At 67.1% G+C, this 20170-nt stretch carries 16 protein-coding genes; 12 read left to right on the top strand and 4 right to left on the bottom strand.

The genetic code is table 11. The annotated features are described in order from the left end of the window. Position 1 precedes the first annotated feature (1 nt). From IEZ31_RS30770 to IEZ31_RS30760, 3 genes are all read left to right on the top strand, one after another. The gene (locus tag IEZ31_RS30770) at positions 2 to 1303 is read left to right on the top strand and encodes an ABC transporter substrate-binding protein (RefSeq protein WP_229836005.1); all 1302 of its coding nucleotides are present in this window, start codon (positions 2 to 4) and stop codon (positions 1301 to 1303) included. Positions 1304 to 1401: 98 nt separating this feature from the next. Next, positions 1402 to 2319, top strand: a complete 918-nt coding sequence (locus IEZ31_RS30765; RefSeq protein ID WP_190253516.1) for a carbohydrate ABC transporter permease — start codon at positions 1402 to 1404, stop codon at positions 2317 to 2319. Positions 2320 to 2322: 3 nt separating this feature from the next. Further along, the gene (locus IEZ31_RS30760) at positions 2323 to 3243 is read left to right on the top strand and encodes a carbohydrate ABC transporter permease (RefSeq protein WP_190253515.1); all 921 of its coding nucleotides are present in this window, start codon (positions 2323 to 2325) and stop codon (positions 3241 to 3243) included. A gap of 275 nt (positions 3244 to 3518) precedes the next feature. Here the strand turns inward: IEZ31_RS30760 and IEZ31_RS30755 are convergent, their stop codons facing one another. The 3 genes from IEZ31_RS30755 to IEZ31_RS30745 all read right to left on the bottom strand — a co-directional run bounded on the left by IEZ31_RS30755 (position 3519) and on the right by IEZ31_RS30745 (position 9299). Further along, entirely contained in the window at positions 3519 to 4748 is a 1230-nt protein-coding gene (locus tag IEZ31_RS30755) for a ricin-type beta-trefoil lectin domain protein (RefSeq protein ID WP_229836004.1), read from the bottom strand. Continuing rightward, positions 4745 to 7012 (bottom strand): alpha-L-fucosidase, encoded by a 2268-nt coding sequence (locus tag IEZ31_RS30750; protein WP_190253514.1) that lies wholly within the window; start codon positions 7010 to 7012, stop codon positions 4745 to 4747. The genes IEZ31_RS30755 and IEZ31_RS30750 overlap by 4 nt, the downstream gene beginning before the upstream one ends. A gap of 382 nt (positions 7013 to 7394) precedes the next feature. After that, positions 7395 to 9299: an RICIN domain-containing protein gene (locus IEZ31_RS30745; protein WP_190253513.1), complete on the bottom strand. Its 1905-nt coding sequence runs from the start codon at positions 9297 to 9299 to the stop codon at positions 7395 to 7397. Between the two features lie 560 nt (positions 9300 to 9859). Here IEZ31_RS30745 and IEZ31_RS30740 point away from each other — a divergent pair. The 5 genes from IEZ31_RS30740 (at position 9860) to IEZ31_RS30720 (ending at position 15908) form a co-directional block, all read left to right on the top strand. After that, the gene (locus tag IEZ31_RS30740; RefSeq protein ID WP_229836003.1) at positions 9860 to 10927 is read left to right on the top strand and encodes a sugar ABC transporter substrate-binding protein; all 1068 of its coding nucleotides are present in this window, start codon (positions 9860 to 9862) and stop codon (positions 10925 to 10927) included. Continuing rightward, positions 10924 to 12468, top strand: coding sequence for a sugar ABC transporter ATP-binding protein (locus IEZ31_RS30735; protein WP_190253512.1), 1545 nt, complete (start codon positions 10924 to 10926; stop codon positions 12466 to 12468). The genes IEZ31_RS30740 and IEZ31_RS30735 overlap by 4 nt, the downstream gene beginning before the upstream one ends. Beyond that, positions 12461 to 13495: an ABC transporter permease gene (locus tag IEZ31_RS30730; RefSeq protein ID WP_190253511.1), complete on the top strand. Its 1035-nt coding sequence runs from the start codon at positions 12461 to 12463 to the stop codon at positions 13493 to 13495. Before IEZ31_RS30735 ends, IEZ31_RS30730 begins: the two co-directional genes overlap by 8 nt. Before the next feature lie 272 nt (positions 13496 to 13767). Further along, positions 13768 to 15066: an enolase C-terminal domain-like protein gene (locus IEZ31_RS30725; protein WP_190253510.1), complete on the top strand. Its 1299-nt coding sequence runs from the start codon at positions 13768 to 13770 to the stop codon at positions 15064 to 15066. Next, a complete protein-coding gene (locus IEZ31_RS30720) occupies positions 15063 to 15908 on the top strand; it encodes an amidohydrolase family protein (RefSeq protein WP_190253509.1) in 846 nt (281 codons plus the stop codon). Before IEZ31_RS30725 ends, IEZ31_RS30720 begins: the two co-directional genes overlap by 4 nt. On the opposite strand, the gene IEZ31_RS30715 is transcribed toward IEZ31_RS30720, so the two are convergent. Next, complete coding sequence (locus tag IEZ31_RS30715; protein WP_190253508.1) at positions 15884 to 16627, bottom strand: FadR/GntR family transcriptional regulator; 744 nt, start codon at positions 16625 to 16627, stop codon at positions 15884 to 15886. The genes IEZ31_RS30720 and IEZ31_RS30715 overlap by 25 nt on opposite strands. A 144-nt stretch (positions 16628 to 16771) precedes the next feature. On the opposite strand from IEZ31_RS30715, the gene IEZ31_RS30710 reads away from it, so the two are divergent. The 4 genes from IEZ31_RS30710 to IEZ31_RS30695 are packed head-to-tail and all read left to right on the top strand — an operon-like array spanning position 16772 to position 19827. After that, positions 16772 to 17710: an aldo/keto reductase gene (locus IEZ31_RS30710; protein WP_190253507.1), complete on the top strand. Its 939-nt coding sequence runs from the start codon at positions 16772 to 16774 to the stop codon at positions 17708 to 17710. A gap of 1 nt (position 17711) precedes the next feature. Continuing rightward, positions 17712 to 18047: an L-rhamnose mutarotase gene (locus IEZ31_RS30705; protein ID WP_190253506.1), complete on the top strand. Its 336-nt coding sequence runs from the start codon at positions 17712 to 17714 to the stop codon at positions 18045 to 18047. Between the two features lie 56 nt (positions 18048 to 18103). Further along, a complete protein-coding gene (locus tag IEZ31_RS30700; protein ID WP_229836002.1) occupies positions 18104 to 19069 on the top strand; it encodes a zinc-dependent alcohol dehydrogenase in 966 nt (321 codons plus the stop codon). Further along, positions 19066 to 19827, top strand: a complete 762-nt coding sequence (locus IEZ31_RS30695; protein WP_190253504.1) for an SDR family oxidoreductase — start codon at positions 19066 to 19068, stop codon at positions 19825 to 19827. The genes IEZ31_RS30700 and IEZ31_RS30695 overlap by 4 nt, the downstream gene beginning before the upstream one ends. Positions 19828 to 20170: the final 343 nt, after the last annotated feature.

Here is a 20170-nt window from a genome sequence, read left to right as displayed (position 1 = left end):
CATGCACAGAAGAAAGTTCTTGACCATGGGCGCAGCCGCCCTCGCCCTGACCACGCTGTCCGCCACCACCGCGTGCAGCGACGACAACACCAGCAGCAGCGCCGACGGGAAGGTGACCCTGGAGTTCTGGTCCTGGGTCGACGACATCGGCAAGGCCGTCGACCTTTGGAACAGCAAGAACCCCAACATCCAGGTCCACCTCAACTCGGTACCCGGTGGGTCGCAGGGCACCTACACCAAGATGTATGCGGCGGTGAAGGCAGGCAACGCCCCGGATGTCGGGCAGATCGAGTACGCGTTCCTGCCCAACTTCGCCCAGCTGGGCGACCTGGTCGACATCTCTTCCTACGTGACGCCGGAGACGAAGGCCGCGTTCCCGGAGTGGACCTGGACCCAAGTGTCGGGTGGCAAGGCGATCTACGCCATCCCACAGGACATCGCGCCGATGGGTCTGTTCTACCGCAAAGACCTCTTCGCCGCCGCCGGCATCACCGCACCGCCGGCCACGTGGCAGGAGTACGCCAGGGACGCCGAGCTGGTGAAGGCGAAGTTCCCGAACGCCTACATCACGAACTTCCCCACCAACCAGGGCGACTGGTTCACCGGTTTGGTCTGGCAGGCCGGTGGAGCCTGGTTCACTCAGCAGGGCGACAAGTGGGGTGTGTCGATCAACGACGACGCCTCGAAGAAGGTCGCTGGCTACTGGCAGGACCTGGTCGACCGCAAGCTGGTCAAGGCCGAAGGCTTCTGGAGCGACGGCTGGAACAAGGAACTGCAGGACGGCACCCTCGCCACCTGGATCGTCGGCGCGTGGGGCGGACCGAACTTGCAGAAAGCCGCCCCGGACACCTCGGGCAAGTGGGCCGCCGCACCGATGCCACAGTGGACCGCCGGAGCGAACCAGACGGGCAACTGGGGCGGCTCGACCAACGTGGTCCTCAAGGGCTCCAAACACCCGGAGCAGGCCGCGAAGTTCATCCAGTGGCTCAACACCGACCCCGAATCGATCAGCATGCTGGCCACCGCCAGCGGCCTGTACATGGCCACCAGCAACTGGACGAAGACCGACACGTACCATGCGTCGTTCGACTTCTTCGGCGGTCAGAAGATCTACGAGACGTTCGGGGCGCAGACGCTGGCCCCGACCTGGCGGTGGGGTCCGACCATGTCGGACTCGTTCACCTTCTTCCAGGACGCCACCGGAAGGATGGAATCCGGCCGGGGCACGATCAACGACGCCCTGACCCAGACCCAGGACAAAACCGTGACCGCCATGAAATCGGCGGGATTCCCCGTGGCCTGACTTTCTTGACAGCTCATCCTGTCAATGCCGGTGGCCGGCTGCGCGACCCGAGCCGGCCACCGGCCCACATCCCACCGCTTCGAGGAGTGGAGCACCTCATGCCAGCCTCTGCCCGGCGCCGGCGCAGGAACCGGCGACCCGCCGCGCCGTACGTGCTCGCGGCCCCGTTCGCGGTGCTCTTCGCCGCCTTCTACCTCGCACCCATCGGCTATGCGGTGTGGGCGAGCCTGCACAAGCGCGTCCAGACTGGCGGCTTCGGATTCTCGGCGCCGTCGGTGAACTTCGTCTGGTTCGACAACTATGCGCAGGTGCTGGCCGACCCGTCGTTCGGTCGCGGCATTGTGCGCACCTTGTTGTTCGGCATCGTGCAGGTACCCGTCATGCTCGTCATCGCATTGGCGCTCGCGCTGATCCTCGACAGCGGGCTGGCCTGGCTCGGCCGGACCTTCCGCATCGTGTACTTCCTGCCCTACGCCGTACCGGGCGTCATCGCCGCGATCCTGTGGGGATTCCTGTACTCCCCGGCCGTGAGCCCGATCTCGGACGTGCTGTCGCACACCCCACTCGGGCGGGTCAACTTCCTCAGCAGCGACGCGACGCTGTGGTCGATCGCGAACATCGTCACCTGGTCCTGGACCGGCTACAACATGCTGATCATCTTCGCGGCGCTGCAGGCCGTGCCCCGCGACATCCTCGAGGCCGCCCGCACCGACGGCGCCACCGAGTTCGCCATCGCCTTGCGAATCAAGGTTCCGATGCTGGTTCCCGCCCTGGTGCTCACCGGTGTGTTCTCCATCATCGGCACCCTGCAGCTGTTCACCGAACCGTCCGTGCTGGCCAAACTCACCGGTTCCGTCGACAGCGCCTACACCCCGAACCTGATGGCCTACACCGCCGCGTTCGTCAGCAACAACATCTACTACTCCGCGGCGATCTCGGTGTGTATCGCACTGATCACGTTCGTGTTGTCCTTTGTCCTGCTGCGGGCCACCTGGCGCCGAGCTCTGGAGGCGTGAGACATGACCACCACCGTGGCCGGTTCCTCGGTCAACGCACCCGGACCGCTCGTTTCGCCGGGCCCGGCCGCCCGCACGACGGGCAACCGCCGACTGCCTCGCCAGCTGCTGTTCACCAGCGTGCTGTTCGTGTTCGGCGTGTACTTCCTCGCCCCGGTGCTATGGCTCGCGATCGCTTCCACCAAGGACACCGGTGACCTCTACGGCACATTCGGGTTCTGGTTCGGCCGACGCTTTGCGCTTGGCTCCCAGCTGGCTGACCTGTTCACCAACGACGACAGCATCTATCTGCGCTGGCTGGCAAACTCGGCGCTGTACTCACTGGTCGGCGCGGCCGTGGCCACCCTGTTTGCGGGAGCGTGCGGCTATGCGATGGCGAAGTACGAGTTCCGCGGCCGGGAACTGGCGTTCTCTGTCGTGCTCGGCGGCGTCCTCGTCCCGGGCACCGCCCTGGCGATCCCGTTGTACCTGTTGCTCAGCGAGGTCGGGATGGCCAACACCTACTGGTCGGTGCTGCTGCCGTCGATGGTCAGCCCGTTCGGTGTGTACCTGTCTCGCATCTATGCTGCGGCATCGGTGCCCGACGAGCTGCTGGCCTCCGCCCGCGTCGACGGCGCCGGTGAGCTGCGCACGTTCGTCTCCATCGCGTTGCGGCTGATGTCTCCCGGTCTGGTCACCGTGTTCCTGTTCCAGTTCGTCGCCATCTGGAACAACTTCCTGCTCCCGCTCGTGATGCTCTCCGACGAGCACACCTACCCGGTGACCCTCGGTCTGTACACCTGGAACTCGCAGGTCACCCACTACCCCGAGTACTTCAGCCTCACCATCATCGGCTCGTTGGTGTCCGTGATCCCGCTCGTCATCGCGTTCCTGATGCTGCAACGCTTCTGGCGCAACGACCTCGGTGCCGGTGCCATCAAATGACATCCAAGCTATCTCCTGAGACCCATGGTGTCGTGATGTCGTGGTTGCGGCGCAACGTCTGATGCTGCCGCGGAAGCCCTGCTCGCGGATCTCGACCTGGAACGTCACGGTATCCGCGCAACGATCGCCGGAGCTCGCTGTCCGATGAGGCCTTTCACCTGCTCGCGCTGCGGCAGCGGCTTCGGTTGTGGTGGACGGGTTGGCCCGTGCGCGGGCAGGGTCGTGCTGGGCGGCGGCGACCGCCCGGCACGACCCGTCTGTCTGCCGAGATTCGATCAGCGCACGACCCACCTCTGCGCGGGAGCGGTTGAGCAGTCGACGAGCTTGATCGGGGTGTGGTTGGCCGTGCCGCCGCCCGCCGGTGTCATGCACAGGCCCGACGCGGTACCGACAATTCGGCCGTCGACGCGGAAGACCCATTTCTGGTTGTCGGAACCTGTGCACAGTGCGGTGAGCAACGAGGTGCCGGAGGGCTCCAGGCACCGGTTGCCGAAGACCCGCAGCTCGGCCGTGGCGCTGCGGGTGAACCGCTGGTTCCCGGCGGTGTGGCAGTTCCACAGAATCAGCGGCGTGCCCGGCGCGGTGACATATCCGGTCACGTCGAGGCAGCGGCTGGAGTTCGAGGTGCCCAGCCGGCCGGGGACGTCGACCTGGGGCTCGGGCGACGGGGTCAGGGCGAGCGGCGCAGCGCGCAGCGCGCTGTGCCAGGCGGCCGCCATCTTCGCGTAACCGGACGCGCTCGGGTGGACTCCGTCTGCGAGGTCGGCGGTGGTCAGTGCCGAGTGCATGTCGACCAGCCGGACGTGGAAGCCCGCCTGTGCCTTCTGCTGCACGATGCCGGGCAGGGCGGCGTTGTACGCCAGGATGCGTGCCTCGAAGGTCGGATCGGCCTCGGGGATGAGTTGTGCGACGAACAGTTCGACGTCCGGGTTGACCTGGAGGATCTTGTCGATGAGGCCCGACAGGCGGGCCGGGGCGTTGGCGACGTCATAGCTTTGACGGATGTCGTTCGTGCCGACATGCAGCAGGACGGTGCGTGGGGCACTCGCCCTCATCCATCTCACGGCATTGGCGTCGATCTGGTCGATCCGCCATCCTGAATGGCCCTCATGATTCCGGTCTCCCAGCGTCGACGGCCCGTTCGCGGCCGAGCCGACGAAGTCCACGGCGGTACCGTCTTCGTCGAACTTCTGCCACAGCGCGACGCGATAGCCGCCCGGGACGTTGTGCCCATCTGTGATCGAGTCGCCCAGGGGCATGATCCTGACGGCAGAGGCCGACTGTGCGTGAGCCGCACCGCCGTCAGTGATCACCAACGCGGCGGCCATGAGCACCGCGCCGACCGCGGCGGATGCCCTATGTGTGAAGGAGTACATGACGGTTCCTCTCTTCCTTCGTGCAGCCGCCGTTCCGAGGTGTCGACGTGCATCAAGGCCGCGAGTTTGTGGCAGCCACCACCGAAGGGCTTCCAACCGGCTGCGACGAGGCGCGGTGCTGGCGGTCATACGACCGTGAAGGTCCATTGGTTGTTGGGGCTGTTGTTCGGCATCCACATGCCTACGGTGGAGCCGTTTGTGCCGTTGCCCATGCCGTCGAGGGCTGTGCCGGTGCCACGGTTGACGATCTGGTAGCGGCCGTTGCCCATGCCGTTGAGGCTCCACTGCTGGTTGTCGCCGCCGTTCCACGGCGCCTGCACGGCGTTGGCACCGTTGGCCGTGTTTCCCCAGCTGTCGGCGACCATGCCGTTGGTGCGGTTGACGATGCGGTAGAAGCCGTTTCCCAGGTCGACGAACTGCCATTGCAGGTTTGTGCTGCCGTCCCAGCTCCACTGCTTGAGCACCGATCCGGATGCGACGTTCCCGCCGCTGTCCAGCACCAGCCCAGTGGTCGCGTTCGCGATCCGCAGGTACGCCGACGGATTGAACGTCACGGTCACCGAGGCGATGGCGTCATTGTTGCCGGTATTGCGAAGGTCGGCGTTGTCGGACGCGAAGGTCCAGCTCCTGCCGGTGAAGTTGGCGTTGGCGTAGCCGAGGACCTGGTATCCGGGGGATACCTTCACCGACGAGATGCTCCGCATCCCGATACCGGCCGCCTGCAGTCGCGCCGCGTCGTACCTGCCCAACGCCAGGTTGGCGCCACCGACGTAGTCCACGTGGGAGTACACGCTCGCAACCGTCGACGAGTCGCCGCTGCCACCCGGGCCTAGGGTTGGGATCTGGCCGGAGAAGGTCAGCTTCACCACGTACGCAGCGGCGCTGAAGGGAGGGCCGCTGGAGGGCAGGGTGATCCGCAGCCCGCTGCCGTCCTGCGTACGGTTCGGCAGGTCAATGGAAGTGCCGGCGGTGAAGCCGAGCAGCCGCACGGAGGTCAGCGTGCCGAGGTTGATCCGGTTCTGGTTGAGGGTGGTGATGTTCAGCGTGCCACCCGGCCAGCCGAGCACAGTGGCATAGAGGATCCGGTTGTCCTTGCTGCGGGTGAACCGGATGTCCTGCGCGGTGCCGGCACGCGGTGTACTGAACGAGCCGCCGCCCATCTGCGTCGGGCCTTCGCCGAAGGCACTCCACGCACGGGTGGCGTAGATGGACTCGCCGAAGCGCTTCAGGTAGTCACCCATGCCCAGCAGGACGGTGCGCTGCCCGGAAGGGATGGTGCCGTCGGCCATCGGCGCGATGTTGAGCACCATGTTGCCGTTCTTGCTTACCCGGTCGATCAGCGAGTGCAGCATCTCGTTGAGCGAGTAGTAGCCAATGCCCACGGTGTAGCACCAGCTTGAGCTGGAGACACTGTCGTCGGTGAGCCAGTAGGGCGACTGGATGCCCGCCGGGCCGCCGCGCTCGAAGTCGTAGACCTCGCCGTTGGTGTTGAAGCCGTCCTTGTAGGTGGCGACGACCTCCTTGTCCCAGGCGACCGCGCGGTTGTAGTAGTACGACAGGAAGTTCAGCCGGTATGACTCCGGAATCGGGCTCAGGTTGAAGTCCTGCCAGAGGATGTCGGGCTGGTAGCCGTCGACGATCTCCCGAAGCTTGTCGTACCACAGCTGGTATTCGGCGGGAGTACCGAGCTGGCCGTAAACCTTCCGCAGGATCGGGTCGGACTGCGCCGGCGCCCATTGGTAGAAGCCGGTGAAGTTGTACGCGTGGTGCATGGCCACGAAGAGCTTGAGGCCTTTGGCGCGAATCGCGTCGGCGTGCAACCGCAGCAGGTCAAGCTTCGGCCCCTTGGCGACGGAGTTGTACTCGTTGACGCCGCTGTTCCACATGGAGAAGCCGTCGTGGTGCTCGGCGACCGGCCCGGCGAACTTGGCGCCCGCGTCGACGAACAGCTGCGCCCATTCGTCGGGGTCGAAGTTGCCGCCGGCGGACCTGAGCTTCGGCGCGAACTGCGCCCAGGTGCCGGCCTTGTCATAGGCGCCGTCGATGAAGTTGTGGTACGGCCATACCGACGGATCGCCGTAGACGCTTCTGTGGTGGTTGTTCTCGGAGGAGCCGTTGTTGTACATGTTGCGCGGGTACCACTCGTTGGCGAAGGCCGGCACGCTGAAAGCGCCCCAGTGGTAGTAGATGCCGAACTTGGCATCCTGGAACCATTCGGGCGCCGGTGGGTGCTGGTCGACCGACGTCCACGTGGCGGAGTAGTTCGTCGGTCCGGGGATCGCGGCCTGGGCGGCGACCGCGTGGAGCAATTCGTTGGAGCCGATGGCGGCAGCGGCTCCGGTGGCACCGGCGACGGCCAGAAAGGCTCGCCGGCTCAGCGATGATCGGGACATGGAGATCACTCCAAGCAGTGATTTCGTTGACACCTCCGTGCCAGACATCTGATGTTAAGGATCGATGTCTAACGGTGTCAACGCGGACATAACTGGACATCTATCCCGAGGTAGTGGGACACTGCGACTCCAGTCGGACGGTTTGTCGCCAGCAACATCTGATGTATCGACCTTGCGTCGGCGGTGGGCCCCGCTTGGTGCCGTCCACGGCGTAGGCGCGCCGTCGGTGCGGCTGCCCGGCGATGGGGCGGGAAGACCCAGCAGCCAGCGACCGATGGCCGGCCTCGACGGCGACGCCGTCGAGGCCGGCCGGGAGCCCGTCATTCACGCCGACCTCAGCTCTCGCATTCGTCGCGGACGCGGAGAGCTGAGCGGCAAGGGGTCAGCCGTTGGTCAGCCGCCACTGCTGGCTGGCGGTGCCGTGGTCGGCCGATTGCACTACCTGCACTCCGTTACTGGTCGACGGGCCGGTAACGTCGAGCAGTTTGCCGCTGCGGTAGCAGACGAGCTTGTGGTAACCGTCGCCGACGCCGACCAGTTTCCACAGCTGGTTGGCGCTGGTCGTGTCGGTCCACTGAATGACGGGAGCACCGTCGGCCGTGGAGGCCCCTGTGACGTCGAGTACCTTGCCGCTGTGGCGGCTGATGAGCTTGCAGTACCCTGCGCCGACGTGCACGAGCTGCCATTGCTGATTGGTTGCGTTCGTGCTGGTCCATTGGATGACCGGCGCGCCGTTGTCGAGCGATGCGGCGGTGACGTCCAATGCCTTGCCGCTGTAGCGGTTGATGAGGTTCCAGTAGCCGGTGCCTCCGCTGACCGGTCGGGCGGCGACGCCGCCGCAGTCGATCTCGCTGACGACCGCTACGCTGCCGCCGACCGCGGCGACAGCCTCGAGCCGGAGGTAGCGGGCGCGCAACGGAGGGAACGACGCGCGTTTGAGGGCCTTGTCGGCCGACCAGGCGCCAGCGGTGATCTGCGTGTAGGTGACGCCGTCGGTGCTGGCGAGGATGCGGTACGACGTGATGTTGCCGGTCGTGGTGCCGTCCTGGCGGGGCAGGCATGTGAGCATGTCGAGGTTTGAATACACCGCGCCGAGGTCGAGTGTTACCGATTGGGGTAGCGCGCCGGTCGACTGCCAGAGCGTCTGCACGGGGCGGCTGGTGTAGTCGAGGATGCCGTCGATGGCGTTGGTAGCGGTGCCGCTGGTTGATGTCACCGCGACGGGTGTGACGACGTGGTCGAGGACGTCCGGCTGAGCAGGGAGCGCAGGCCTGGCGAGGTTTGGCGTCCACAGTGGACCAACTTCGCGAAGCCTGTTGACGATGTTGGCGTCGAGCTGACCGGCTGTGTTGGGCGGGCAGTTGAGCATGAACGTGCAGTACCGGGACTCGAGGACTCTGAGGTGGCCGTTGACGATGTTGTCGGCGCTCAGCGGCCTGGCGTTGGGAGTCGAGGGGTGCCAGAACCAGCCCGTGTTGACGATGTTCTGGCCCTGGCAGCAGGCGTAGGTGTTCCCGGCCGGTGCCCAGATGCCCTTGGGTTCCTCGAAGTAGATGGCGTCTTCTTCGAACGGCTCGGTCTGGCCGTTGTGGTCGACGAGGATGATGTCGGGTTGCAGCGCCTTGATGTGGTCACGGATCTCACCGTAGGGGGCCTGACGGTGGCCCATCTGCCAGGCCCAGCCGTCGATGACGAGGGCTGGGATGGGTCCGTAGCCGGTCAGAAGCTCGGTGATCTGGGCCTTGACGAAGGCGATGTCGGCGGCCGACATCGAGTCCTTTGCGACGCCCTGATTGCGGTCCCAGATGGAGAAGTAGAGGGCAGGCTGTAGGCCGGCGGCGCGAAAGGCGTCGACGTAGAGCTGGACGACGTCGCGGCGGACCGAGCTGCTCATGACGTTGTACGTGGTCTGTGCGCTGGGCCAGAGGCAGAAGCCGTCGTGGTGCTTAGCGGTGAGCACGCCGAACGTCATGCCGGCTGACTTGGCCGCAGCTGCCCATTGCCCGCAGTCGAGGGCTGTTGGGTTGAACGTCAGCGGGTCGCGGCCGGGCTGCACCCACTCGGCGTCGTGGAAGGTGCCCATGTTGAAGTGGATGAACATGCCGAACCGCAGGTCGACGAAGCGCTGTTGCGCCTGCTGCAGGTTGCCGCCGGGCGGAATGACGGCGGCGTGTGCGGGTTCGGCGGCGGTCACCAGAGGTCCGGCGACGGCGGCGGCGCCGGCGACGATCGCGGTGCGGCGCAGCAGGTCGCGCCGTGGCAGGCGTGGAGTGTGGCTGTGGTGCATGAGAGTCGGCTCCTCAGAGGGGTGTCAATCGCGGCGCATCGACATCTGATCAATGAAGCCGCGACGAGGTGGTGCGCTCATGCGGGACTGGGCAGCACAGCAGCGCTGCCACTGGTTGCGCGTCATCGTTAGGGAGGGCGGGCTGGCGGCCCCCGCCGTAACGTTGACGAAACATAAGATGAATCGGTGCCGATGTCAACACTCTGGCGTTGTGGCCAGCCCGGCTAGCTCCGGTCGTGGGTGCTGCGGGTCTCGCCGGGGCGCGCCGATGAGGAGCGGCTGCCGCAATCGCCCCGATCGGTTGGATTCATCTGATGACACGGCCCGGGGGGAATGAGCGATGCGCGTGCGAGCTGGGATGTTCCGGGATGTCTGGACATCCTCCGGGGTCTGATCTATAAAGACATCTGATGAATACCGCTCTGTGGGCGGTCTGACCACACCCCTCAAATACCCCTTCGCGGAGCGCCCCAGGACACCCCGCCTGGCTAGTCCGGCGTGCCGTCGCGCGGCCCGCCTCGTCGACGGCGAAGCGCCGTTGCGCTCCCGGAAGGAGACTGATGCACCGTACGTCCCTGCGCAGCCTCGGCGTCCTCACCATGATCGCTGCCACCGCGTTAACGACCGCCTGCAGCGACAACTCGTCGTCCGGCGGTGACTCGGGCGGCTCCGCGCCGCTCATCGGTGTCGACTACCCACGGTCCGACACGGACTTCTGGAACTCCTACATCAAGTACGTGCCGCAGTCGGCCAAGGAGCTCGGCGTCGAGCTGAAGACGACGAACTCGCAGAACGACATCGCCAGCCTCATCTCCAACACCCAGACCTTCATCAGCCAGGGTGTCAAGGGTGTCGTGATGGCGCCGCAGGACACGGCTGCGATCGCGCCCACGCTCGAACAGCTGTCGAGCAAGAAGATCCCCGTCGTCACGATCGACACGCGGCCCGACACGGGCAAGGTGTTCATGGTCGTCCGAGCGGACAACCGCGCCTACGGCACGAAGGCATGCCAGTTCCTCGGCACGAAGCTCGGCGGCAAGGGCAAGGTGGTGATGCTGCAGGGCGGGCTCGACTCGATCAACGGCCGGGACCGCACCGAGGCGTTCAACGAGTGCATGAAGAAGGACTTCCCCGGCATCACCGTCTTCGGTGAGGCGACCGACTGGAAGGGCGATGTCGCGGCGTCGAAGCTGCAGACCCGCCTCGCGTCCGACCCGGACATCAAGGGGATCTACATGCAGTCGTCCTTCGCGCTGTCGGGCACCCTGCAGGTGCTCAAGCAGAAGGGCCTGCAGGTGGCCCCGACCGACCCGAAGCACGTCTTCATCGTGTCGAACGACGGCATCCCCGAGGAGCTCAAGAACATTAAGGAAGGCCTCATCGACGCGACGGTCAGTCAGCCGGCCGACCTGTTCGCGAAGTACGGCCTCTACTACGCCAAGGCCGGCATCGAGGGCAAGACGTTCCAGCCCGGCCCGACCGACCACAACAGCACCATCATCCAGGTCCGTGACGGCCTGCTGGAAGACCAGCTCGCCGCACCGCTGGTCACCGCCGACGGCGCCACGATCGGCGGGGAGAAGACGCTGAAGTACGACGATGCAACCCTCTGGGGCAACAACGCATGACGCTCGACCAGCACGGCACGATCGGCGGGCCGGTCGGCGACGACCGGCCCGCCGTTGAGGCCGTCAACATCACCAAACGCTTCGGATCGACGGTCGCCCTCGATGGCGCCGGGATCGTCGTGCGGCCGGGGGAGACCCACGCGCTCGTCGGCCGCAACGGCGCGGGAAAGTCGACTCTGGTCAGCATCCTGACCGGGCTCCAGGCGCCCGACACCGGCTGGGTCGCGTTCGCTGGCCGCCCGGCACCGGGCCTGGCCGACCGAGACGCGTGGCGGCGCAACGTCGCGTGCGTCTACCAGAAATCGACCATCATCCCGACGCTCACCGTCGCCGAGAACCTCTTCCTCAACCGGCACGACCGCGGACCGGCCCGGCTCATCCGGTGGGGAGCGCTGCGCCGAGCCGCCCGAGAACTACTGGCCACCTGGTCGGTCGACGTGGACGTCCAGCAACCGGCGTCGGCGCTCACGGTCGAGCAACGGCAGTTCGTCGAAATCGCGAGGGCACTGTCGTTCGGTGCGCGCTTCATCATTCTCGACGAGCCGACCGCACAACTCGACGGTGCCGGCATCGCCCGGCTCTTCGAGCGCATCGAGGCACTGCGGGCGCAGGGCGTCACATTCCTGTTCATCAGCCATCACCTGCAGGAGATCTACGACATCTGCGACCAGGTGACGGTGTTCCGCGACGCGCGCCATGTCATCACCGCGCCGGTGGCCCAGCTCGACCGCGCGGCCCTGGTCGCCGCGATGACAGGCGAGGACGTCAGCCTACCCGAAGCGACGCACCGGCCGCCGCCACCCGCCGCCGCCCCGGTCCGCCTGGTGGTCCATGAACTACGGACCGTATCCGGCGCCGAGATCACGGTCGAGGCTCGGGCCGGCGAGGTCGTCGGGCTTGCCGGCGGCGGTAGCAGCGGCAAGCTCGAGGTCGCCGAGGCCGTTGTCGGCCTGGCGAAGCCCGCTGCCGGCACGGTGACCGTCGATGGTCGAAGGGTGCGGCCAGGCAGCGTGCCCGACGCGATTGCAGCCGGTGTCGGTCTGGTGCCACAGGATCGGCACCACCAGGGCCTCGTGCCGCTGTTGTCCATCGCGGAGAACGTCACCATGACCGTGCCGGACCGGATCTCCGCCGGCGGGCTCATCTCACCGGCCCGGCGCGACACCTTCGCTCGCCGGACCATCGATGCGCTGGCTATTAAGGCGTCCGGTCCACACGTGCCGGTCTCCGACCTGTCCGGAGGCAACCAGCAGAAGGTGGTGATGGGCCGCGCCCTCGCCAGCGACCCGAAGCTGCTGGTGCTCATCGCGCCGACCGCCGGCGTCGACGTGCGCTCGAAACAGACGCTGCTCGGCGTCATCGATGACGTGCGTGAGCGCGGCAGCGTCGTGCTCGTCGTCTCAGACGAGCTGGACGACCTGCGTATCTGCGACCGCGTGCTGGTCATGTTCCAGGGTCGTGTCGTGCGCGAGATGCCGTCCGGCTGGCGCGACAACGACCTGGTAGCCGCCATGGAAGGGGTCGATCTCGACCATGTCTGACACGCTTCTGGACGCCACCGCCTCGTCGGCGGCGCCCCCGCCCGCCACGCGACGGCGGACCATCGCGATCGCACGCCTGCGCGACTTGGCGCTGGTGCCGGCGATCGTCGCCGTCGCGATCGTCGGCTTCATCGTCAACCCGGTATTCCTGCAGTCCGACAACATCATCAACGTGCTGCAGAGCATGTCGGAGATCTCCATCGTCGTCCTCGCCGAGACGCTGGTGCTCATCACCGGCAAGATGGACCTGTCGCTGGAGTCGACGTTCGGCCTGGCACCGGGGATTGCGGCGTGGCTGATCATCGACCCAGCGGTGACGCACGGACTCGGCCTCAACGTCCTGCCCGATGCGCTGTCCATCCCCGTGGTGCTGCTCGTCGGAGCCCTCGTCGGCGCGTTCAACGGCCTGTTGATCGTACGGTTCGGGCTCAACGGATTCATCGTCACGCTCGGCATGCTGATCGTGCTGCGCGGCCTGCTGACCGGCGTGTCCGGCGGCAAGACGTTCTTCGCCCTCCCGGAGTCGATGCGGTACCTCGGGTCCACGTCATGGCTCGGCGTCCCGGCATCGATCTGGATCTCACTGCTGCTCTTCGCCCTGGCGGTCGTCGTGCTGGGGTTCACGAGAGCGGGCCGGGCACTCTACGCGATCGGCGGCAACATCGACGCTGCCCGTGCGGCTGGCATCCGCACCGACCGAGTGCTGTGGCTGACGCTCATCGTCGCCAGCATGCTCGCCGCGCTCGCCGGGCTACTCATCTCCGGCCGGCTCGCGGCGGTGCCGGCGGCGCAAGGTGACGGAGCGATCTTCCAAGTGTTCGCCGCGGCGGTCATCGGCGGCGTCAGCCTCAATGGCGGCAAGGGCACGGTGTTCGGTGCGTTCACCGGCATCCTGCTATTATTTATGATTATCAATGTTTTGACCCTCGCCGGCGTGCCGGCGCAGTGGACCAACTTCCTCAACGGCACGGTCATCCTGGTCGCGTTGGTGGTGTCGCGCATCACGGGCGGCAAGGCGCAGACCTGACCGGTCGTTCCAGGGTGGGTGGGTGGCCGGGTGCGAGTGGGCGCATCCGGCCCCTATCTCACATTCATAGGATCTATCGCGAGCGACGGGTCGGCGGTGGTCGCGAATATGTGCTGCTAGACGGTCAGTTGGAGCCGAGTACTGGACGTAGGGCCGGCCGCCGCGGTACAAATACATCAGATGTATGTGGGTGAGCGAGCGCGGCTTCCGCCAGCGGCTCATCGTGCATTCGCGGGCCGCTGCGCGGCGCCGGACCAACCCCAGGAGCAACTGTGACTGAAACGATCCTGTCCGTGGACACCCTCGACGTGCGGTTCCCCACGTCCCGGCACCGCGACGGCTCGGACGCGATGAACCCCTTCCCGGACTACTCCGCCGCCTACGTCGTGCTGCGCACCACCGAGGGCGCGGAGGGCCACGGTCTGATCTTCACGGTGGGACGTGGCACCGAGATCGAGGTGGCCGCGGTGCGCTCCCTCGCCGAGATGGTCGTCGGGCAGCCGGTCGCCGAGCTCGTCGCCGACCCCGGGGCACTGGCCCGCCGGCTCATCGGAGACAGCCAGATCCGCTGGCTGGGGCCGGAGAAGGGTGTGGTCCACATGGCCGCCGGTGGACTCGTCAACGCGGTGTGGGACCTTGCCGCCCGCCGTGCCGGCAAGCCGCTGTGGAAACTGCTCGCCGACCTCACGCCGGAGCAGATCGTCGCCCAGATCGACTTCCGCTACCTGCGTGACGCGCTGACAGAGGTCGAGGCCCTCGAGTTGTTGCGCGCGGCGAGCATCAACCGCGACGCTCGCGAACAACTGCTGCGGCGAGAGGGCTACCCGGCGTACACCACCACGCCGGGCTGGCTGGGCTACGACGACGAAAAGCTCGCGCGACTGTGCAAAGAGGCCGTCGAGGACGGCTACGAGCTGATTAAGCTCAAGGTTGGCGGCAGCCTCGCCGATGACGTGCGCCGCATGGCGATCGCTCGCGAGGCCGTCGGCCCGAAGACGCGCATCGCCGTCGATGCCAACCAGATCTGGGGCGTGCCCGACGCCATCGGCTGGATGCGCGAACTGCGCGAGTTCGACCCTTACTGGATCGAGGAACCGACGTCGCCCGACGACGTGCTCGGCCATGCCGCCGTCCGTAAGGCTCTGGCGCCGATCAAGGTGGCGACCGGCGAGCACGTGCACAACGCCGTGATGTTCAAACAGCTCCTGCAGGCCGGCGCCGTGGACGTCGTGCAGATCGACGCCTGCCGGGTCGGTGGCGTGAATGAGAACCTGGCAATCTTGCTGCTGGCAGCGAAGTTCGGTGTGCCGGTGTGTCCGCATGCCGGCGGTGTCGGGCTGTGTGAGCTCGTGCAGCACCTGGCGATGTTCGACTTCGTAGCCGTGAGCGGCACGACAGAGAACCGGGCCATCGAGTACGTCGACCACCTGCACGAGCACTTCGTCCATCCGGTGCGAGTCAGCGGCGGCCGCTACCTGGCGCCCACCGCGCCCGGCATGAGCGCGCAGATCGTGGCGGAGTCGCTGACGGCGTACAGCTTTCCCGAAGGACCGGAGTGGGCGGCCGAGTGATCGTCGACGCACATCACCATCTGTGGCGGCCCGAACGCGGCTACACGTGGCTGAACGACCCCGCGTTGGCCGGCATCCGCCGCGCTTTCACCCCCGACGAGCTACGGGTTGAGCTCGCCGGCGCCAAAGTCGACCGCACCGTGCTGGTCGAGGGCGGTCGCTGCCATGTTGATGAGGCCGCCGAGTTCCTCGGCTACGCAGCGGACACCGCGGAGATCGTTGGAGTGGTGGCATGGGCTGACGTGGCAGATCCCGAACTGGCCGCAACCATCGCGGGATTCCGTCGGCTGCGTGGCGGTGAGCTGCTGGTCGGGATTCGATCGCAGGTGCAGGGTGAGGCGGATCCGGCATATCTCGACCGGGCGGATGTGCGGCGCGGGCTTGCCACGGTGGCTGCCGCCGGCCTTGCATTTGACCTGGTTATCCGGGTCGACCAGTTGTCGGCGGCGGCCCGGGCCGCCGCCGCCGTGCCCGAGCTGCGCCTCGTCCTCGACCACCTCGGCAAGCCGCGCATCGACGAAGGCACGGCGGGTCTGCGCGACTGGCGCGGGCCGTTCACCGATCTGGCCGGCAACGCCAATGTGACGTGCAAGCTGTCCGGCATGGTGACCGAGGCCGGCCCCGGGTGGACGCACGAGCAGCTGCGGCCCTTCGTCGATGTCGCCGTCACCGAGTTCGGCGCCGGCCGGCTGATGTTCGGCTCCGACTGGCCTGTCTGTCTGCTGGCCGCCAGCTACGGTGACGTCCGCATCGCCCTTGAGCAGGTGCTGCCACCGCCTGCGTGGGACGAGGTCTTCGGCGGCACGGCGGCGCGCACTTACGGATTGGCGGTGGACCGTTGACTCCGTTGCGGTGCGACGGAGTCGGCCGGCTCCTCCGGTGGCGCTGCAAGCACCGCCCGCAGCCACGATTCCGAAGTATTGACGTGCATAAGTGCACTTGCCTGGGCGAGCAAAGGGTCGCGATCACGCAGCGCGTGATAGATCGCCTCGTGCTCGGCGAGCGTGATGTGCGACGAGTTGCCCTCGATAAGCCCGCGCCACACCCTCGCCCGCAGGGTCTGCCCGGACAGGCCGTCGAGCAACGAGGTCAACGTCTCGTTGCCGGTGACCGCGGCGACAGTGCGGTGGAATGCCGCGTCGTACTGAATAAGCCGCTCGGCGTCGTCGGCCGCGCTGCGCATGTCGTCGAGAATCTTGCTGAGCTCGTCGAGATCCTCGTCGGTGATGCGCAAGGCGGCCACACCGGTGGCGACCGGCTCCAGCATGCGGCGCACCTCCATGACCTCCAGCAGCGTGTCATCGCGGAGCAGCTCAAGGGCAAAGCCGAGGCCCTCCAGCAGCAGCCGCGGAGCGAGGCTCGTCACGTAGGTGCCGTCGCCTCGGCGGACGTCGAGGACGCGGGCCGCCTCGAGCACCTTCACCGCCTCGCGGACCCCGCTCCGCGAGATGCCCATCTGCACCGACAGTTGCTGCTCGGTCGGCAGCCGCGCCCCGGGCGGCAGCGCGCCGGACTGAATCATGCCGCGGATCTTCGCGATCGCATCATCCGTCAGTGCCACACCGGCCTCCTCCACCCGCCAGAGCCGCCATCTTATCTCCCACGTCAGATGAATCGTCGACCGTGGTCCGGGGTTTCCCCCCACAGCTCCGCATCTCCTGGGCGGAATCGAGTAGACATCAGATGTCAGGAAGGCGCGACTCCCATGCAGTACCGCACACTCGGCAAAACCGGGCTGCGCGTGTCGATGCTCGGATACGGCGCCTCGCCGCTCGGCGGCGTCTTCGCGCCGATCGACCAGGACGCCGGCATCCGCGCGGTGCGTACCGCGCTCGACCTTGGGGTGAACATCATCGATGTCTCGCCCTACTATGGCGCGACCGTCGCCGAAACCGTCCTCGGCCGCGCCCTGCACGGCATCGATCGGGACAGCTACATTCTGGCGACGAAGGTCGGACGCTACGGTGAGGACGACTTCGACTTCTCCGCCGCCCGCGTCGTCGCGAGCGTCGAGGAGAGCCTGGCCCGGCTCGGCACCGATCACCTCGACATCATCCAGTGCCACGACATCGAGTTCGGCGACCTCGGCCAGGTTGCCGCGGAGGCGCTCCCGGCGCTGCGCCGCCTGCAGGAGGAGGGCAAAGTCCGCTTCGTCGGCATCACCGGCTATCCCCTGGAAGCCCTGACCCACGTTGCCGCCGAGGCTCCAGTCGATACCGTCTTGTCCTACTGCCGCTACACCCTGCTCGATCGGGCACTGCTCGAGGCCGTGCCGCATTTTGCCGCACGTGGGACCGCCGTCATGAACGCCTCCCCGCTCGGCATGGGCCTGCTCTCCCAGCGTGGCGCGCCGCCCTGGCACCCGGCCCCCGCGGCCGTCCGCGAGGCGTCCGCAGCCGCCGCGCGTCTGTGCGCCGATCGCGGGACCGACATCGCCCAGGTTGCCGTCCGGTTCGCCGCCGAGCCCTCCGCATTCGCGACTACCTTCGTCGGTTCCGCCAGCCCCGGCAATATGGCGCGAAACGTGCGCTGGGCGCTGGAGCCGACGGATCCCGAACTGCTTGTCGACATTGAAAAGGTTCTCGCGCCGGTGCTCGGCTATGCCTGGCCCAGCGGCCGGCCCGAGAACACCAGGAAGGCCTGATATGCAGCGCTATTGCTCGATCATCCGGCTGCGGCCCGGGCAGCGGCAGGAGTACCTGCTGCTGCACCGATCGGTATGGCCGGACGTCGAACAGATGCTTGTTCGAGCCAACATCCGTAACTACTCCATCTTCCTGCACGGCGATCTACTCGTCGGCTACTACGAGTACGTCGGCGACGACCACGAGGCCGACCAGGCCCGCATCGCGGCGGACCCTCGCACCAGACAATGGTGGACGCTGACCGACCCATGCCAGGAGTCCCTCGCCGAACCCGGCTCCGGGCACTGGTGGGCGCCGATGCAGGAGGTCTGGCACCTGAATGAGGAGACGGCATGACCAGAACCGCCCACTACACCGGCCAACACACCATCACCGTCGACACCGCCGAACGCGTGCCGCCCAGGACCGGACAGGTCCGCATCGACGTCGCATACACCGGCATCTGCGGCACTGATCTGCATATCCTGCACGGCGCCATGGACCACCGCGTCCAGCTGCCCGCCGTCATCGGACACGAGATGTCCGGCCGAATCGCCGAGGTGGGCGACGATGTCACCGGATGGGCGCCCGGCGACCCGGTCACCGTGATGCCGCTCGCCTGGTGCGGCGAGTGCCCGGCCTGCGAGGCTGGCCACAATCACATCTGCCACCGGCTGAACTTCATCGGCATCGATTCAAGTGGCTCAATGCAGCAGTCCTGGACCGTGCCGGCGGACATCCTGGTCCGGCTGCCCGAGGACCTGCCGCTGGAACAAGCCGCCCTCATCGAGCCGACCGCAGTCGCAGTACACGATGTCCGCCGGTCCCGGCTCACCGCAGGCGAGTCCGCCGTCGTTATCGGCGCCGGCCCGGTCGGACTGCTCATCGGCAAGGTCGCCCAGGCCACCGGAGCCAAGGTCACCGTCCTGGAGCTCGACCCCCACCGTCGCGCCGTGGCCGCCCAGCTGGGACTGCCGGCGCTCGATCCGCAGACAACCGATGTCGCTGCGCAAATCCAGCAACGAACCGGCGGCGCCGGCGCGGACGTGGTCTTCGAGGTCTCCGGCTCCGCCGCCGGCGTGCGCCTGGCCACCGAACTACTTGCTGTCCGCGGCCGCCTCGTCGTCGTGGCCATCCACCCGAAGGCCCGCGAGATCGACCTGCACCGCGTCTTCTGGCGGGAGCTGGAGATCGTCGGCGTGCGGGTCTACCAACGCGAAGACTACGAAGCGGCAGTGCGACTCGTGCACGCCGGAGACGTGCCGGCCGACCGACTCATCTCCCGCATCGTACCGCTGGAACACGTCGCCGACGCATTCGCTGCCCTCGAGACCGGCGGTGACGTGAAAGTCCTCATTGACTGCGGAGGCAACGCATGAGCCCCTTCGACCTGACCGGACGACTCGCCGTGGTAACCGGCTGCCGACGCGGCATAGGACTGGCGATGGCCGAAGCACTCGCCGCAGCAGGGGCCGACATCATCGGCGTCAGCGCCTCCCTCGAATCGCAAGGCAGCGAAGCCGGCAAGCGGGTCGAGGCCCTTGGCCGTACCTTCGCGGCACACAGCGTCGACTTCGCCGACCGCGCGGCCGTGTCGGCCTTCGCCGCCACACTGGTTGCGGCTGGCCGACCGGTCGACATCCTCGTCAACAACGCCGGCACCATCCGACGCGCCCCCGCCGCCGAACACAGCGACGCCGACTGGGACCACGTCCTGGAGGTCGATCTCTCCGCCCAGTTCGTGCTTGCCCGTGAAATCGGCGCTGGCATGTTGGCCCGGGGCGCCGGTCGTATCATCTTCACCGCGTCGATGTTGAGCTTCCAGGGCGGCATCAACGTCCCAGGCTACGCCGCCGCCAAGTCGGGCATCGCTGGCCTCACTCGAGCATTGGCCAACGAGTGGGCAGGGTCCGGGGTCAACGTCAACGCCATCGCTCCGGGTTACATCGCCACGGACAATACCCAGGCCCTGCAGGACCATCCGGAACGCAACGAAGCGATTCTCAAGCGAATCCCGGCTGGTCGATGGGGACGACCCGAAGACATCTCGGGCGCTGCCGTATTCCTCGCCTCCGACGCCGCCGCCTACATCCACGGGACCATCATCCCGGTCGACGGAGGTTGGCTCGCCCGGTGAAACGTTGGTCGGTGCCGGGCACGGCCGAGCCGCGACCGGCACCGGCGACGCCGCGATGCGTCGGCGCCCGCTGTCCACTATCGGTGGCCCCGGGGAGGCGGGCAGCCGAGGGCGTCGATTGAATGTGCACTGTCCACTGTGTACCGCGCGGCTGAACCGCGACAGCGTCGTCACCGTGCGGTGAGCGCCTCCGGGTCGCGTACTGACGGAAGAACGTGCGCCGCTCCTCGGAGGAATGTTCTGCTCCGTGCTGACCTCGACCTGCAGCCAATGCCGGGCGCCTGGCGGCACCGAAGGCGGCCGCGGCGCGATTGAGCACCAGAACGCGGCGCCAGACCCGGGT

This window comes from Dactylosporangium sucinum, assembly GCF_014647515.1.
GTDB classification, from domain to species: domain Bacteria; phylum Actinomycetota; class Actinomycetes; order Mycobacteriales; family Micromonosporaceae; genus Dactylosporangium; species Dactylosporangium sucinum.
The sequence above is the reverse complement of the archived record's forward strand: the minus strand, read 5'-3'. Positions and strand labels throughout refer to the sequence as shown.

Bases quoted from the DNA above. Each gene is read 5' to 3' on its own strand.
- IEZ31_RS30730 (WP_190253511.1), top strand. From the start codon at position 12,461: ATGTCTGACACGCTTCTGGACGCCACCGCCTCGTCGGCGGCGCCCCCG.
- IEZ31_RS30710 (WP_190253507.1), top strand. From the start codon at position 16,772: ATGCAGTACCGCACACTCGGCAAAACCGGGCTGCGCGTGTCGATGCTC.
- IEZ31_RS30695 (WP_190253504.1), top strand. From the start codon at position 19,066: ATGAGCCCCTTCGACCTGACCGGACGACTCGCCGTGGTAACCGGCTGC.
- IEZ31_RS30770 (WP_229836005.1), top strand. From the start codon at position 2: ATGCACAGAAGAAAGTTCTTGACCATGGGCGCAGCCGCCCTCGCCCTG.
- IEZ31_RS30755 (WP_229836004.1), bottom strand. From the start codon at position 4,748: ATGACCGCCAGCACCGCGCCTCGTCGCAGCCGGTTGGAAGCCCTTCGG.
- IEZ31_RS30740 (WP_229836003.1), top strand. From the start codon at position 9,860: ATGCACCGTACGTCCCTGCGCAGCCTCGGCGTCCTCACCATGATCGCT.
- IEZ31_RS30760 (WP_190253515.1), top strand. From the start codon at position 2,323: ATGACCACCACCGTGGCCGGTTCCTCGGTCAACGCACCCGGACCGCTC.
- IEZ31_RS30750 (WP_190253514.1), bottom strand. From the start codon at position 7,012: ATGTCCCGATCATCGCTGAGCCGGCGAGCCTTTCTGGCCGTCGCCGGT.
- IEZ31_RS30765 (WP_190253516.1), top strand. From the start codon at position 1,402: ATGCCAGCCTCTGCCCGGCGCCGGCGCAGGAACCGGCGACCCGCCGCG.
- IEZ31_RS30705 (WP_190253506.1), top strand. From the start codon at position 17,712: ATGCAGCGCTATTGCTCGATCATCCGGCTGCGGCCCGGGCAGCGGCAG.
- IEZ31_RS30735 (WP_190253512.1), top strand. From the start codon at position 10,924: ATGACGCTCGACCAGCACGGCACGATCGGCGGGCCGGTCGGCGACGAC.
- IEZ31_RS30745 (WP_190253513.1), bottom strand. From the start codon at position 9,299: ATGCACCACAGCCACACTCCACGCCTGCCACGGCGCGACCTGCTGCGC.